Raw genomic sequence first — 15,236 nt, 5'->3', positions numbered from 1 at the left:
CCACGTTCAATCTTGGACTGGAAAAAGCGAAAGGAAATCATCATGTCCATGGGTACGCAGGCACTGCTCATCTTCCTCCTGATCGGTCTGGTCGCGGGGTTCCTCGCCAGTCTGATCGTTGGCGGAGGCGGATTGATACGGTGCCTGCTCAGCGGCATCATCGGCGCGTTCGTCGGAGGCTTTCTCTTCAACGCGCTGGGGATCAACCTGGGCATAGACAGCGCCATCGTGGTGCAGATCATTCACGCCACGGTCGGCGCCATAATCGTGGTGTTGATCGCAAGGGCGATAGCTTGAGGGGATAGGACCGGATGGAAGGTGTGGGCTGGATTACGGCGATCATCGTCGGCGGCTTGGCGGGCTGGCTCGCGGGCATTTTGATGGGCATACGCTTCGGCGTTTTGATGAACATCGTCATCGGCATCGTCGGTGCTGTCATCGGCAGTGCGATCTTTGCCCGCGCCGGCATCTATGTCGCCAGCGGTTGGCAGGGTTACCTTGTGACGGGTTTCATCGGCTCTTGTATCTTGCTATTTCTGGCAAAACTCGTCAGACGCTGACGAAAGAGGCCGTTTCGGCGGTTTGAAGGCAGGTTATTGATGGTAACTATTCTCGACAGGATCAATCCAAGCGCTGAAAAGCGCGTGCGGCACCCGGAAAAGGCGCATCGCCCGGACACGGAAGTCATGCGCAAGCCGGACTGGATCCGCGTCAAGGCGCCGACCTCCAAGGGCTACGCCGAAACCCGCTCGATCGTGAAGGAGCACAAGCTCGTCACCGTCTGCGAGGAAGCTGGCTGCCCGAATATCGGCGAGTGCTGGGACAAGAAGCACGCCACCTTCATGATCATGGGCGAGATCTGTACGCGCGCCTGTTCCTTCTGCAACGTCGCGACCGGCAAGCCGAACGCGCTCGACATGGCCGAGCCCGAGAGCGTGGCGAAGGCCGTCAAGGAGATGGGCCTCAGCCACGTGGTCATCACGTCAGTTGACCGCGACGATCTGGAAGACGGCGGTGCCGAGCACTTCGAAAAGGTGATCTGGGCGATCCGCGCGGCATCGCCGACGACCACGATCGAAATCCTGACGCCTGACTTCCTGAAGAAGCCCGGTGCGCTGGAGCGCGTCGTTGCCGCCAAGCCCGACGTCTTCAACCACAACATGGAAACCGTCCCGGGCAACTATCTGACGGTTCGTCCCGGCGCCCGCTATTTCCACTCCGTTCGCCTGCTGCAGCGGGTGAAGGAACTGGACCCGACCATGTTCACCAAGTCGGGCATCATGGTTGGCCTCGGCGAGGAGCGCAACGAAGTGCTGCAGTTGATGGACGACCTGCGCGTCGCCGACGTCGACTTCCTGACGATCGGCCAGTACCTGCAGCCGACCCGCAAGCACCACGCGGTCATGAGCTACGTCACGCCCGAGGAATTCAAGTCCTACGAGACGGTCGCCTACACCAAGGGCTTCCTGATGGTCGCCTCCAGCCCGCTGACCCGCTCCTCGCACCACGCCGGCGACGACTTCGCCCGCCTGCGCGCCGCGCGTGAGAAGAAGCTGCTGGTGGCTGCGGAGTAAGACGGTTCTCTTGTGTGGCCTGCTGTGCCATGATCGGCGGCAGGCAATGCAGCGAAGGAACACGTCATGCCCGTGGTAACAGTGACCGTGCCGGATGAGATGAAGGCCTGGCTGGAAAAGCAGGCCTCCGCCGGCCGCTATGCCGATGCGTCCGATTACGTCCGCGATCTCGTTCGCCGTGACCAGGAGCGCGCGACCAAGATCGCTCGTATGCAGGCTCTTGTCGATGAAGGGCTGGCGAGCGGCGTATCCGACGAAACAATGAATGACATTCTGCGGTCGCTGCACTAGGTGATAGGACGAGCGCTGCGTCGTACACGCACGAATGAGGAGATGTGGATGCAGATCATTCCTGTCGACCCCATCCATCCCGGTGAAATCCTCAAGGAGGACTTCCTGAAGGAATACGGCATCTCCGCCTATAGAGCGGCGGAGGATATGGGAATTCCGCGCACGCGGATCGAACGGGTCCTGCGCGGCGAAAACGGCATTACCGCGGACACGGCGTTGCGTCTCTCCCGCTATTTCAACAACAGCCCGGAATTTTGGCTCAATCTGCAGCGCACCTATGACCTTGCGGTCGCGCGGAGGGCCGCTGGCGATCTCAGTGGGATTACACCCGTCCAGGCGGCCTGATCTTCCCCGCAATCAGACAAGAGGCCATCGTGTTGCAACAACCGAAGCATCGGCTGAAGGTCACTGATCTCGGTGAGGCGGCTGAATTCCTGAAACGCGCCGACCGCATCGTCATCGTTGGCGCTTCCGGTGGCGGCAAGAGCACGCTGGCGCAGAAGCTCGCGCGGATCCTCGGCGTCCGCTATGTCTCCATGGACCGCGAGGTCTTCTGGCTGCCGGGGTGGGTGTCGAGGCCGAGGCCGGCGCAGCGCGAGATCATCGCCAGGATCGTGACCGAGGACCGCTGGATCATCGACGGGAATAATCCAAGGACGCTCGATCTCAGGCTGCCGCGCGCCGATGTGATCCTGTGGGTGAGGGTGTCGCGCTGGCTCTGCCTGTGGAGCATCTTCAAGCGCGGCATCGTCTATCGCGGCAGGACGCGTCCCGACATGGCGCCTGGGTGCCTGGAGCAGTGGCCGGATCGGGAGTTCATATCCTATGTCTGGAATTTCGAGAGGGACGATGTGCCCGAATTCATGGAAGGCATACGTCTGCATGGGCCTGATGTACCACTCGTTGAACTGAGGAGCAGGGCGCAGATGGCACAGCTGCTTCAGCGTCTCGAAGCCATCGGCTAGGATGACGGTCTGATTCGGTCTTTGCTTGCTGGAGGGGAAGGACATGCCGAATTTCGTCACCGATATCACCAGTGCCGCCGACCTCGTCAGCCGCGCCGACCGCATTCTCGTGATTGGCTGCTCCGGCGGCGGAAAGACGACGCTATCGAAACGCCTCGGCGCGCGGCTCGGCGTGCGGCATATATCGATGGACCGCGACTTCTATTGGTTGCCCGGCTGGGTGAAACGGCCGAAGGCCGAGGAGCGCGAGATGATCGCGGCGGCCGTTGCTGAAGAGCGGTGGCTGATGGACGGCACCGGCGCCTCGACCTTCGACCTCAGGATGCCGCGCACCGATATGGTGCTCTGGGTGCGGCTGCCGCGCTGGCGTTGCCTGCTTGGTGTCACCACCAGGTGGCTTCGCTGGCGGGGCAAAGCGCGGCCGGAGATGGCGCCGGGTTGCCCGGAAAAGCTCGATGGCGAGTTCCTGACCTACATATGGAACTTCGAGCGACGCTGGGCTCCGCTCATCCTCGCGGGGATCGAGCGACACAAGCCCGATGTACCCGTCCTTCAGTTGAAATCGCACCGTGAAATGCGCCGCCTTCTTGATCTTCTCGGCGCGCCCGCTTAACTGCCGGTCATGCCTCAGTTCGAAACGCACCGCCCCGTCCCGCATTCCGCAGACCAGATGTTCGATCTCGTTGCCGATGTCGAGAAATACCCGCAATTTCTGCCGCTCTGCGAAGGGCTTGCGATCCGCAGTCGCAAGGAGCGCGATGGCAAGGTTTTGCTCATCGCCGACATGACGGTCGGTTACAAGGCGATCCGCGAGACCTTCACGACGCAGGTGCTGCTCAACAAGGCGGAGCGCGTCATCGACGTCAAATACATCGACGGCCCCTTCAAGTACCTCGACAATCGCTGGCGCTTCGAGGACACGCCGTCGGGCTCCGACGTGCATTTCTTCATCGATTACGAGTTCAAGAGCCGCATCCTTGGCGCTCTCATGGGCTCGATGTTCGACCGCGCTTTCCGGATGTTTACCGAAGCCTTCGAAACGCGCGCCGGCAAGATCTACAGCTGATCCGGCCTACTGCGGCCCGAGCTGCCGGATCATCGCCAGCGCCGTCCTGACGGTGGCAAGACGAACCTCGCCGCGACCGATATCGCCATAGAGCATCTTGTTGTGAATGAGGTCACCGTTGCGTGACTTGGCGGCGAGGTGCACGAGGCCAACGGGCTTTTCCGCCGATCCGCCGCCTGGCCCGGCAATGCCCGTGACAGCGACGGCGATCGATGCGCGCGAGCGGAAGAGGGCACCATGCACCATCTGCCGCGCCGTCTCTTCCGACACCGCGCCGAAACGCGCAAGCGTCGCTTCCTGGACGCCCAGCATCTCCATCTTCGCGGTGTTCGTATAGGTGACGAAGCCCCGGTCTGCGACCGCCGACGAGCCGGAGATTTCGGTGAGCGCGCCGGCGATCAGCCCGCCGGTGCATGATTCCGCCGTCGACACCATCAATCCCGCCGCTCCGAATGTCCTGATAATGGCTTCGGCCTCGGACAGGATATCGGCGGGATAGAGGCTCATTGGCTGATCTCCTGATAGACGACGGTGGCGGTCGCGATGGCGGCGATGCCCTCGCGACGGCCGACGAAACCGATGGTCTCGTTGGTCGTCGCCTTGACCGAGCACCGGTCGATCGAGATGCCGAGGAATTCCGAAAGCATGGCGCGCATCATGTCGCGGTGCGGCCCGACCTTCGGCGCTTCGGCAATCAGCGTCACGTCGGCGTTCATGATGGTGCCGCCGCGCTCGCGCACGATCTTGGCCGCATGCTCGATGAAGATGCGAGATGGAGCGCCCTTCCATTGCGGGTCCGACGGCGGGAAGTGGTCGCCGATATCGCCGGCGCCGCAGGTGGCAAGCAGCGCGTCCGTCAGCGCATGCAGCGCCACATCAGCGTCGGAGTGGCCCTTGAGCTTCTGGTCGTGCGGGATGAACACGCCGCAGAGCGTCACGCCATCGCCGGCCTCGAGTTGGTGCACGTCGTAGCCGTTGCCGGTTCGCACATCGGGAAGGCGTGTGCTGGAAAGTCTCTGGTCGGCCATTGCGATATCACGCCTCACTGTCAGTTTTACATTGTCGGCCATGCCCTCGACGATGGTCACGGGATGGCCGGCCCATTCGGCGATCGCCGCATCGTCGGTGAAATCGTTGCGATCGGTCGCTGCCGCCTTCTCATGCGCGGCAAGGATGATGCCGAAGTCGAAGGATTGTGGTGTCTGCGCCGCAAAGAGCTGCGCGCGGGGCACTGTCTCGACCACGATGCCGGATTGATCGGCGCGCTTCAGCGTATCTGCAACCGGCATGGCCGGCAGCACGGCAGGCGCTCCCTCAGCCAGCGTGGCCGCCACGCGGTCGAGCAGATCGTGATCGAAGAACGGCCGCACGGCGTCGTGAATCAGGACGTGGGAGACTCCCTTGTCCTTCAGATGCCGAAGCCCTGCGAGCACTGATTGTTGGCGCGTCGAGCCGCCGTGGACAGTAACGATCGGCAGCTTGGAGGTGACACCAGCGGTTGCCTTCGCAAACAGGGCTTCGTCATCGGCGTGAATCACGGCGACGATCTCAGCCGCATTAGGCCATGTCGCGAAATTTTCGAGCGTGTGGGCAATGACGGGCCGGCCACCGATCCGGCGATACTGCTTCGGGCCTTCGACGGATGCGCCGGCGCGCTCGCCCCGGCCTGCGGCCACCACGATAATTCCGATCGATATCGGTTGCTTTTGATGCATTTGCGGCATAAATCCCCAAAAAGCAGAATTTCTGGAGGTGCTCTAACGGCTTGGCGCACCGAATTCCAGCATCTGCCCGAAAAATATCAATTCGGGCACTTCCCCCTTGGCAAGTCTTTTAAATCTGTCTAAAAATAGTGCACCTGCTTAGCGTGCCTGAAAGATAATCAGTTGTCTGACATACACCTCGCATCTCCTTTGTGCATCGGAACCGTTGCGGTGCGCAACCGTATCGTGCTGGCGCCCATGTCCGGCGTCACCGATATGCCGTTCCGTCAACTGGCCTGGCGCCATGGCGCAGGGCTGGTGGTGACCGAGATGGTGGCGAGCCGCGAGCTCGTCAACGACACCGAGCAATCCTGGGCGCGGCTGAAGACCGCGGGCTTCAATCCGCAAATGGTGCAGCTTGCCGGCCGCGAAGCGCACTGGATGGCGGCGGGCGCGAAGATCGCGGCCGCGCATGGTGCCGATATCATCGATATCAACATGGGGTGCCCGGCGAAGAAGGTGATCGGCGGCTACTCCGGCTCGGCGCTGATGCGCGATCCGGATCACGCGCTCGGCCTCATCGAGGCGACGGTCAAGGCGGTGGATGTTCCCGTCACGCTGAAGATGCGGCTTGGCTGGGACGAGAATTCGATCAACGCGCCCGAAATCGCAAAGCGTGCCCAGGAGGCCGGCGTCCAGCTGGTGACGATCCACGGTCGTACGCGCATGCAGTTTTACGAGGGACGCGCCGATTGGGACGCAATCCGCGCGGTTCGTGATGTCCTCACCATCCCGCTGGTCGCCAATGGTGACGTCGAAACGGTCGAGGACGCCCATGAAATCCTGCGCCGCTCCGGCGCCGATGCCGTGATGATCGGCCGTGGCTGCCAGGGGCGCCCGTGGCATGCCGGCGTGCTCGCCGGCGCCGATGCGCCTCAGCCATGGGAGATCGCCGATATCGCCGTCGAACATTATCGCATGATGCTCGATTTTTACGGCGAAGCGGTCGGCGTTCGTCATGCTCGCAAGCATCTCGGCTGGTATATGGAGCGCTTCGCACCGTCGGTTTCGGCAAACGACAAGGCGGCGATCATGACGGCGCGCGACCCACGCGAGGTCTCGCAACGATTCCACGATGCCCTAGTCGCGGCGGCAGACAATACAGATGCCCGGGAGGCTGCATGACAAACGACGCGTCGCTATCATCTGCCCATGTCGGCAGTGCCGTCGCCATGGCCGTTCTCAACGCCATTCAGAACCCCGTCATCATGGTCGATGATGCTGGGCTTGTGGCCTTTGCCAACTGGGAGGCGGAAGCCTTCTTCGGGGCCAGCGCCTCTCATCTGGCGCGTTACAAGATCTCGACCTTCATTCCCTTCGGTAGCCCGCTTCTGGCGCTGATCGACCAGGTGCGCGAACGCCGCGCGCCGATCAACGAGTATCGCGTCGATCTGAGTTCGCCGAGGCTTGGCCAGGACAAGCTCGTCGACATCTACGTCGCGCCGGTGACGAGCGAGCCGGGCTCCGTCGTCATCGTCTTCCAGGAACGCTCGATGGCCGACAAGATCGACCGGCAGCTGACGCACCGCGCCGCCGCCCGTTCGGTCACCGGTCTCGCCTCGATGTTGGCGCACGAGATCAAGAACCCGCTCTCGGGCATTCGCGGCGCAGCACAGCTGCTCGAGCACTCTGCGACCGACGATGACCGCGCGCTGACCCGGCTGATCTGCGACGAGACCGACCGCATCGTCTCGCTGGTCGATCGCATGGAAGTCTTCTCCGACGAGCGCCCGGTCGACCGTGTCCCCGTGAACATCCATTCCGTGCTCGATCATGTGAAGGCGGTGGCCAAGGCGGGCTTTGCGCGTCACATCAAGATCACCGAGAACTATGACCCCTCGCTGCCGTCGGTCTACGCCAACCGCGACCAGCTGGTGCAGGTCTTCCTCAATCTCGTGAAGAACGCCGCCGAGGCGATCGGCGACCGGCCGGATGGCGAGGTCGTGCTGACGACTGCCTATCGTCCCGGCATCCGCCTTTCGGTCGCGGGAACCCGCGAGAAGATTTCGCTGCCGCTGGAGTTCTGCGTGCAGGACAACGGCCCGGGCGTTCCGTCCGATCTCCTGCCGCATCTGTTCGACCCCTTCATCACCACCAAGACCAACGGCAGCGGCCTCGGCCTCGCGCTGGTGGCCAAGATCATCGGTGATCATGGCGGCATCATCGAATGCGACAGCCAGACCAACAAAACCACATTCCGCGTGCTCATGCCTGCCTCCAAGGACGCATCGCTTGAGGACGCAACCATAACCCCCACAGGACCTTCTCGATGACAGCAACGATCCTCGTCGCGGATGATGATGCGGCAATTCGTACGGTGCTTAATCAGGCCTTGAGCCGCGCCGGATATGACGTGCGTATCACCTCGAACGCCGCCACCCTGTGGCGCTGGGTTTCGGCCGGCGAGGGCGACCTCGTGGTCACCGACGTCGTCATGCCCGACGAGAATGCCTTCGACCTGCTTCCGCGCATCAAGAAGGCCCGTCCGGATCTTCCGGTGCTGGTCATGAGCGCGCAGAACACCTTCATGACGGCGATCAAGGCCTCGGAAAAGGGCGCCTACGACTATCTGCCCAAGCCCTTCGATCTGACCGAGCTGATTGGCATCATCGGCCGGGCGTTGTCGGAACCGAAGCGCAAGCCGGCGAAGGTCGAGGACGACGTGCAGGACGGCATGCCGCTGGTAGGCCGCTCGGCCGCCATGCAGGAAATCTATCGCGTTCTAGCGCGTCTGATGCTGACCGACCTGACGCTGATGATCACCGGCGAATCCGGCACCGGCAAGGAGCTCGTCGCCCGCGCGCTGCACGACTATGGCAAGCGCCGCAACGGCCCCTTCGTGGCGATCAACATGGCCGCGATCCCGCGCGACCTGATCGAATCCGAGCTCTTCGGCCATGAGAAGGGCGCCTTCACCGGCGCCCAGACCCGCTCCACCGGCCGCTTCGAGCAGGCGGAGGGCGGCACGCTGTTCCTCGACGAAATCGGCGATATGCCGATGGATGCGCAGACGCGCCTGCTGCGCGTGCTGCAGCAGGGCGAATACACCACTGTCGGCGGACGCACGCCGATCCGCACCGACGTGCGCATCGTTGCTGCCACCAACAAGGATCTGAAGCAGGCGATCAACCAGGGCCTCTTCCGCGAGGACTTGTACTACCGCCTCAACGTCGTGCCGCTGCGCCTGCCGCCGCTGCGCGATCGCGCTGAAGACATCCCCGATCTCGTCCGACACTTCGTCCAGCAGGCGGAGAAGGAAGGTCTCGGCACCAAGCGTTTCGATCAGGAAGCGCTCGATCTGATGAAGGCTTATGCCTGGCCGGGCAACGTGCGCGAGCTGGAGAACCTTATCCGCCGCCTGATGGCACTTTATCCACAGGATGTGATCACCCGCGAAATCATCGAATCCGAGCTGCGTTCCGACGTGCCTGACAGTCCGATCGAGAAGGGTCCGATCCGCAATGGCAACATGACCATTGCGCAGGCCGTCGAAGAAAACATGCGGTCCTATTTCGCGACTTTCGGCGATAACCTGCCGCCTCCGGGCCTTTATGACCGCGTTTTGACCGAGATGGAGTATCCGCTCATCCTGGCAGCGCTGACGGCCACGCGCGGAAACCAGATCAAGGCCGCCGACCTGCTCGGTCTCAACCGCAATACCTTGCGCAAGAAGATCCGCGAACTCGGCGTATCCGTCTACAGAAGCTCCCGCACCGCTTGACGCCCTGCAACGCTTGACAATGTGACGCGATGCGTTGCATTTTCGCCACATTGCGTTGCCAATAAGTCACGCAAGGGGTTTGTGTTCCTGCGGTCAGTTCTGCGTCCGAAGATCCGGCTCGACGATGGACGAGCGGGAGATTGAGCGCGGTCTTTCACCCTGACCCATGGACGGCGGCGAAATGCGTTTCGCCGCGTGGAGAGTTAAACGAATGAAGCAGGATGCGTTGCCGCCGGCGGCGGAGGGCGAAGCAGTTACCACGGTAACGGATCGCCGCGCGCTGTTTGCTCTGCCCGGTCTCGTGCTTGCCGGGGGCGCGCTTCTCTGCGCCACGATGACGCTCTTCGTGCTGCTCGGCCTGACGCCGATCGCCCCGACATCGCCGGTGGTCATCACCTCGGTCGTCGTCAATTCCTTCTTCGTGCTCGGCCTGATGGCGCTGATCGGCCGCGAGGTCTCGCGGCTTCTCAAAGCGCGCAAGCGTGGCCGCGCCGCGGCACGCCTGCATATCCGTATCGTCGTGCTCTTCTCGATCGTGGCGATCACGCCCGCGATTCTCGTTGCCCTCTTTGCCAGTATCACGTTGAACGCCGGTCTCGACCGCTGGTTCGCGCTGAGAACGCAATCGATCGTCAGTTCCTCCCGAAACATCGGGCAGGCCTACATGATGGAGAATGCGAGCTATCTGCAGGGCCAGACGGTCTCGATGGCCAACGACCTGGAGCGCAATCGCCAGCTGTTCAATCTCGACCGCACCGGCTTTGCCGAGTTGATGACGCGCCAGGCGAGGGGACGCGGCCTGCTCGGCGCCTTCCTGGTGCAGGCGGATGGCACGGTCATCACGCAGGCCGATATCAAGACCGAGAAACCGCTGCCGGCGATCCCGCAGGATGCCCTGAACAAGGCCTCGGCTGGTCAGCCGACGCTGATCCCGCCAGGTGTCACCAACCTTGTCGGCGCCATCATCCGGCTCGAATCCATAGACGGCGCCTTCCTTTATACGGTGCGCGCGGTCGACCCCAAGGTCATGACCGCGATGCGGATGATGGAGGAGAACGCCACCGAATACAGGTCGATGGAGGCCGGGCGTTTCTCGCTGCAGATCGCCTTCGCTATCCTCTATGTCGGCTTCGCACTGATCGTGCTTCTTGCCGCGATCTGGACGGCCATCGCCGTCGCCGACCGTATCGTCCGCCCGATTCGGCTGCTGATCACCGCAGCTGACAGCGTCGCAACCGGCAACATGGACATCGTCGTTCCCGTGCATGCCGTGGATGGCGACGTCGCCAACCTGTCGCGCACCTTCAACAAGATGATCTCGGAGATCCGTACGCAACGCGACGAGATCCTTGAGGCGAAGGACGAGGTGGACGATCGCCGCCGCTTCATCGAAGCGGTTCTTTCGGGTGTGACCGCCGCCGTTATCGGGGTTGAGAGCGATCGGCGGGTCACGATCGTCAACAGTTCGGCCGAAACGCTGATGGCGCTCGATGCCGGCGACATGCTCGGCAAGCAACTCTCCGAAATCGCACCTGAGGTCGATCAGGTCCTGACCGAGGCCGCGTCGCGCTATCGCGGCGATTTCCGCAAGCAGATTGCGCTCGTACGCGCCGGAACCGTGCGCACCCTCAGCGTCCAGGTGACGCGCGAGGAAGTGCGCGACCTCAGCGAATCCTACGTCATCACGCTCGACGACATCACCGACCTCGTCATCGCCCAGCGCTCCACCGCCTGGGGCGACGTGGCGCGCCGCATCGCCCACGAAATCAAGAACCCGCTCACCCCCATCCAGCTGTCTGCCGAGCGCATCCAGCGCCGCTATGGCAAGCAGATCAACCAGGACGATCGCGGCGTTTTCGATCAGTGCACGGAAACGATCATCCGCCAGGTCGGCGATATCGGCCGCATGGTCGACGAATTCTCCTCTTTCGCGCGCATGCCGAAGCCCATCAAGGAGCCGAGCGACCTGCGCAAGATCCTGCACGACGCGGTCTTCCTGCGCGAGATGGGCAACAGTCACGTCGCTTTCCTGCAGGAGTTCGGGGATGCGCCGCTAGAAGGGCAGTTCGACAGCCGCATGCTGGGACAGGCCTTCGGCAATCTCATCAAGAATGCGGTGGAAGCGATCGAGGCCGTGCCGGCCAACGAGCGCGAGGAGCGCAAGGTGCTGGTGCGCGCAGCGCTCGACCAGCCGCGTGACCGCTTCACTGTCGATATCATCGACAACGGCCGCGGTCTGCCGGTCGAGAACCGGCACAGCATCTTGGAACCGTATATGACGATGCGCGAGAAAGGGACCGGTCTCGGCCTCGCCATCGTGAAGAAGATTATTGAAGAACATGGCGGGCAGCTCGAACTGCATGATGCTCCTGCCGATTTTGACCAGGGAAGAGGGGCCATGATCCGCGTGCATCTGCCACGCCTGGAGCAATCGCCCGCCGCCTCGGCCGCAAGTGACAAGGAAAATGCATATGGCCTCTGATATTCTGGTCGTCGACGACGAGCACGACATCCGCGAGATCGTCTCCGGCATTCTCTCCGACGAGGGCCACGAGACCCGCACCGCCCACGACAGCGACAGCGCTCTGGCTGCGATCTCGGACCGTGCGCCGCGGCTGATCTTCCTCGACATCTGGATGCAGGGCAGCAAGCTCGACGGTCTGGCGCTGCTGGATGAGGTCAAGGCGCGCCATCCCGATATCCCCGTCGTCATGATCTCCGGCCACGGCAATGTCGAAACCGCCGTCTCCGCCATCAAGCGCGGCGCCTTCGATTTCATTGAGAAGCCCTTCAAGGCGGATCGTCTGATCCTGATCGCCGAGCGTGCGTTGGAAAATTCCAAGCTCAAGCGCGAGGTCTCCGAATTGAAGCGCAAGGCTGGCGATCCGGTCGAGCTGATCGGCACCTCCGTTGCCGTCTCGCAGCTGCGCCAGACGATCGAGAAGGTATCGCCGACCAACAGCCGCATCATGATCCTCGGCTCCTCCGGCTCCGGCAAGGAGCTGGTCGCGCGGATGATCCACAAGAAGTCGTCGCGCGCGAGTGGTCCGTTCGTGGCCATCAATGCGGCGAACATCACGCCCGATCGCATGGAAGTGGCGCTTTTCGGAACCGAGGGTTCGCCCGGCCAGGCGCGCAAGATCGGCGCGCTTGAGGAAGCGCATCGCGGCATTCTCTATCTCGATGAGGTCGGCGAAATGCCGCGCGAGACGCAGAACAAGATCCTGCGCGTGTTGGTCGATCAGCAGTTCGAACGCGTCGGCGGTTCCAAGCGGGTGAAGGTCGATGTGCGCATCGTCTCGTCCACGGCCTACAATCTCGAAAGCCGCATCGCCGAAGGCTGGTTCCGCGAGGATCTCTATCACCGCCTCGCCGTGGTGCCGGTAAAGGTGCCGTCGTTGGCCGAGCGTCGCGAGGACATCCCGTTCCTCGTCGATCAGCTGATGCGCCAGATTTCCGAGCAGGCCGGCATTCGTCCACGCCGCATCGGCGACGATGCGATGGCGGTTCTGCAGGCCCATGACTGGCCGGGCAATATCCGCCAGCTACGCAACAACATCGAGCGCCTGATGATTCTCGCCCGGTCCGACGGCCCGGATGCGCCGATCACCGCCGAGATGCTGCCGACAGACCTGGGCGACATGCTGCCGAAGGTATCGGCGAAGAACGACTATCACATCATGACGCTTCCTCTGCGCGAAGCGCGCGAGATGTTCGAGAAGGATTATCTGATTGCCCAGATCAATCGATTCGGCGGCAATATCTCGCGTACCGCCGAGTTCGTTGGCATGGAGCGTTCCGCGCTGCACCGCAAGTTGAAGTCGCTCGGCGTTTGATCGGAGGTTTGATCGGTAGCAGGCGTGTCTTTTTGATAGGCGGGCAGGGCTGCGGCAGCGCTTGAGGTGATCTGCCGCCCCATAAAATTAGACAGGTCTTTTTCGCCGTTGCGGAAAAGATTGCGATTTGATACCAAAGGCTTTCCAGGCTGCAGGGATGAGGGTTGTCGGCTGCCTGATGGAAAAATAAGAAGTATTTTACCGGCACGTGAAGGCCGGCAATAAAGAAAGAATCGGCGCGATGGCGGAACGTTCTCAAAACCTGCAGGACTTATTTCTCAATACTGTTCGCAAGCAAAAGATTTCCCTGACTATATTTCTGATTAACGGTGTGAAGCTGACCGGCGTTGTTACGTCGTTCGACAACTTCTGCGTTCTGCTGCGCCGTGACGGCCATTCGCAACTCGTGTATAAACACGCGATCTCGACCATCATGCCCGGCCAGCCGATGCAGATGTTCGAAAGCGAAGAATCCGCTTCCTGACAGGACAGACGTCATCTCGACACGTGATACCAAGAATGATTCGATCATCCCGGAAGCTGTGAAGCACCGGGATGACATGCGCGCGACCGTCGTCGTGCCCGTGCTCAAGCAGGCACGCGGCAGCCGCGGCAGTGCCGACACCATCACCACGACCCGCACGCCGGAAAGCCGCCTCGAAGAGGCGACAGGACTGGCGCAGGCGATCGATCTCGATGTGGTCAAGGGCACCATCGTCACCGTCAGCGAACCGCGTCCGGCGACGCTGATGGGTACCGGCAAGATCCAGGAGATCAAGGACAGCCTTGATGAGACCGATTCCGGCCTCGTCATCGTCGATCATCCGTTGACCCCGGTTCAGCAGCGCAATCTCGAGAAGGAATGGAACGCCAAGGTCATCGACCGCACGGGCCTCATTCTCGAAATCTTCGGCCGCCGCGCCTCCACCAAGGAAGGTACGCTGCAGGTCGATCTCGCCCATCTCAACTACCAGAAGGGCCGGCTGGTTCGCAGCTGGACCCACCTAGAGCGTCAGCGCGGTGGTGGTGGCTTCATGGGTGGTCCGGGTGAAACCCAGATCGAAGCCGACCGCCGCATGCTGCAGGACCGCATCATCAAGCTCGAGCGCGAGCTGGAGCAGGTGGTCCGCACCCGCCAGCTGCATCGCGCCAAGCGCCGCAAGGTGCCGCATCCGATCGTGGCGCTGGTCGGCTACACCAACGCCGGCAAGTCGACGCTGTTCAACCGCATCACCGGCGCCGGCGTGCTCGCCGAAGACATGTTGTTTGCGACGCTCGATCCGACGCTGCGCCGCATGAAGCTGCCGCATGGCCGCACTGTCATCCTGTCTGATACCGTCGGCTTCATCTCCGACCTGCCCACCCACCTCGTTGCCGCCTTCCGCGCGACGCTGGAAGAGGTGCTGGAAGCGGACCTCGTTCTGCACGTCCGCGACATGGCCGATGAGGACAACCAGGCGCAAAGCGCCGACGTGCTCCGCATCCTGAAGGATCTCGGCATCGACGAGGCCGAGGGCGAAAAGCGCATCATCGAGGTCTGGAACAAGATCGACCGCCTCGAGCCGGAAAACCACGAAGCGATCGTCCAGAAGGCCGAAGGCGCGCGCAATGTCGTGGCCGTCTCCGCCGTGACGGGCGAGGGCGTCGATGCGCTGATGGAAGAGATCAGCCGCAGGCTGTCCGGCGTGCTGACGGAAACCACCGTCGTGCTCCCGGTCGACAAGCTGGCCTTGCTGCCATGGCTCTACGATCACGCCATCGTCGATAGCCGCGAAGACAACGAAGACGGATCGGTCACGCTCGATCTCAGACTGTCTGAAACGGAAGCCGTCGAACTCGAGCGCCGGCTTGGCAATACGACAAGGCCGAAGGAAGACTGGGAGCGCTGATCGGGCGCCCCATTGTCGATTCGGCGCGCCGCCGGCCTCGTCCGTCGCGGTGATGGCCGTGGTTGTGATGGTGTGGTTCATCAGGCGAGTGACGAAGCGTGCTGATGCCCAGTCGATCCTGGCCCGCATGC

17 protein-coding genes are annotated in these 15,236 nt (G+C 62.4%); 15 read left to right on the top strand and 2 right to left on the bottom strand.

Going from position 1 to position 15,236, the window contains the following annotated elements:
• The first annotated feature begins 42 nt into the window (after nucleotides 1–42).
• From ACCD05_RS00780 to ACCD05_RS00745, 8 genes are all read left to right on the top strand, one after another.
• Complete coding sequence (locus ACCD05_RS00780; RefSeq protein ID WP_047510255.1) at nucleotides 43–297, top strand: GlsB/YeaQ/YmgE family stress response membrane protein; 255 nt, start codon at nucleotides 43–45, stop codon at nucleotides 295–297.
• A 14-nt stretch (nucleotides 298–311) separates the two neighbouring features.
• On the top strand, nucleotides 312–560 hold the full coding sequence (locus tag ACCD05_RS00775; RefSeq protein WP_047510257.1) for a GlsB/YeaQ/YmgE family stress response membrane protein: 249 nt from the start codon (nucleotides 312–314) through the stop codon (nucleotides 558–560).
• 39 nt (nucleotides 561–599) lie between these two features.
• Nucleotides 600–1,574, top strand: coding sequence for a lipoyl synthase (gene lipA / locus ACCD05_RS00770; RefSeq protein ID WP_018899982.1), 975 nt, complete (start codon nucleotides 600–602; stop codon nucleotides 1,572–1,574).
• A 66-nt stretch (nucleotides 1,575–1,640) separates the two neighbouring features.
• On the top strand, nucleotides 1,641–1,865 hold the full coding sequence (locus ACCD05_RS00765; RefSeq protein WP_413390571.1) for a type II toxin-antitoxin system ParD family antitoxin: 225 nt from the start codon (nucleotides 1,641–1,643) through the stop codon (nucleotides 1,863–1,865).
• A gap of 48 nt (nucleotides 1,866–1,913) precedes the next feature.
• On the top strand, nucleotides 1,914–2,210 hold the full coding sequence (locus ACCD05_RS00760; protein ID WP_413390569.1) for a HigA family addiction module antitoxin: 297 nt from the start codon (nucleotides 1,914–1,916) through the stop codon (nucleotides 2,208–2,210).
• 32 nt (nucleotides 2,211–2,242) lie between these two features.
• A complete protein-coding gene (locus tag ACCD05_RS00755) occupies nucleotides 2,243–2,830 on the top strand; it encodes an AAA family ATPase (protein WP_413391048.1) in 588 nt (195 codons plus the stop codon).
• A 43-nt stretch (nucleotides 2,831–2,873) separates the two neighbouring features.
• The gene (locus ACCD05_RS00750) at nucleotides 2,874–3,443 is read left to right on the top strand and encodes an AAA family ATPase (RefSeq protein ID WP_413390567.1); all 570 of its coding nucleotides are present in this window, start codon (nucleotides 2,874–2,876) and stop codon (nucleotides 3,441–3,443) included.
• A gap of 9 nt (nucleotides 3,444–3,452) precedes the next feature.
• Nucleotides 3,453–3,896 (top strand): type II toxin-antitoxin system RatA family toxin, encoded by a 444-nt coding sequence (locus tag ACCD05_RS00745; RefSeq protein WP_413390565.1) that lies wholly within the window; start codon nucleotides 3,453–3,455, stop codon nucleotides 3,894–3,896.
• A gap of 6 nt (nucleotides 3,897–3,902) precedes the next feature.
• Here ACCD05_RS00745 and ACCD05_RS00740 read toward each other — a convergent pair whose 3' ends face one another.
• A complete protein-coding gene (locus ACCD05_RS00740; protein WP_413390563.1) occupies nucleotides 3,903–4,403 on the bottom strand; it encodes a CinA family protein in 501 nt (166 codons plus the stop codon).
• Nucleotides 4,400–5,620: a bifunctional 2-C-methyl-D-erythritol 4-phosphate cytidylyltransferase/2-C-methyl-D-erythritol 2,4-cyclodiphosphate synthase gene (locus ACCD05_RS00735; protein ID WP_413390561.1), complete on the bottom strand. Its 1,221-nt coding sequence runs from the start codon at nucleotides 5,618–5,620 to the stop codon at nucleotides 4,400–4,402. The genes ACCD05_RS00740 and ACCD05_RS00735 overlap by 4 nt, the downstream gene beginning before the upstream one ends.
• 147 nt (nucleotides 5,621–5,767) lie before the next feature.
• Here ACCD05_RS00735 and dusB point away from each other — a divergent pair, with 147 nt between their 5' ends.
• The 7 genes from dusB (at nucleotide 5,768) to hflX (ending at nucleotide 15,105) form a co-directional block, all read left to right on the top strand.
• Nucleotides 5,768–6,784, top strand: a complete 1,017-nt coding sequence (dusB, locus tag ACCD05_RS00730; protein ID WP_413391046.1) for a tRNA dihydrouridine synthase DusB — start codon at nucleotides 5,768–5,770, stop codon at nucleotides 6,782–6,784.
• The gene (locus ACCD05_RS00725; protein ID WP_413390559.1) at nucleotides 6,781–7,932 is read left to right on the top strand and encodes a two-component system sensor histidine kinase NtrB; all 1,152 of its coding nucleotides are present in this window, start codon (nucleotides 6,781–6,783) and stop codon (nucleotides 7,930–7,932) included. Before dusB ends, ACCD05_RS00725 begins: the two co-directional genes overlap by 4 nt.
• Nucleotides 7,929–9,380 carry a nitrogen regulation protein NR(I) gene (gene ntrC / locus ACCD05_RS00720; protein WP_018899972.1) on the top strand — a complete coding sequence of 484 codons (1,452 nt, stop codon included), beginning with the start codon at nucleotides 7,929–7,931 and terminating at the stop codon, nucleotides 9,378–9,380. Before ACCD05_RS00725 ends, ntrC begins: the two co-directional genes overlap by 4 nt.
• A gap of 211 nt (nucleotides 9,381–9,591) precedes the next feature.
• On the top strand, nucleotides 9,592–11,862 hold the full coding sequence (locus ACCD05_RS00715; protein ID WP_047510272.1) for a sensor histidine kinase NtrY-like: 2,271 nt from the start codon (nucleotides 9,592–9,594) through the stop codon (nucleotides 11,860–11,862).
• Complete coding sequence (locus ACCD05_RS00710) at nucleotides 11,852–13,216, top strand: sigma-54-dependent transcriptional regulator (RefSeq protein ID WP_018899970.1); 1,365 nt, start codon at nucleotides 11,852–11,854, stop codon at nucleotides 13,214–13,216. The genes ACCD05_RS00715 and ACCD05_RS00710 overlap by 11 nt, the downstream gene beginning before the upstream one ends.
• Before the next feature lie 241 nt (nucleotides 13,217–13,457).
• The gene (hfq, locus tag ACCD05_RS00705; RefSeq protein ID WP_018325164.1) at nucleotides 13,458–13,700 is read left to right on the top strand and encodes an RNA chaperone Hfq; all 243 of its coding nucleotides are present in this window, start codon (nucleotides 13,458–13,460) and stop codon (nucleotides 13,698–13,700) included.
• A gap of 76 nt (nucleotides 13,701–13,776) precedes the next feature.
• The gene (gene hflX / locus ACCD05_RS00700; RefSeq protein WP_018899968.1) at nucleotides 13,777–15,105 is read left to right on the top strand and encodes a GTPase HflX; all 1,329 of its coding nucleotides are present in this window, start codon (nucleotides 13,777–13,779) and stop codon (nucleotides 15,103–15,105) included.
• Nucleotides 15,106–15,236 lie beyond the last annotated feature (131 nt).

Source organism: Rhizobium sp. Rhizsp42 (assembly GCF_047304155.1).
Classification (GTDB): domain Bacteria; phylum Pseudomonadota; class Alphaproteobacteria; order Rhizobiales; family Rhizobiaceae; genus Rhizobium.
The sequence above is the reverse complement of the archived record's forward strand: the minus strand, read 5'-3'. Positions and strand labels throughout refer to the sequence as shown.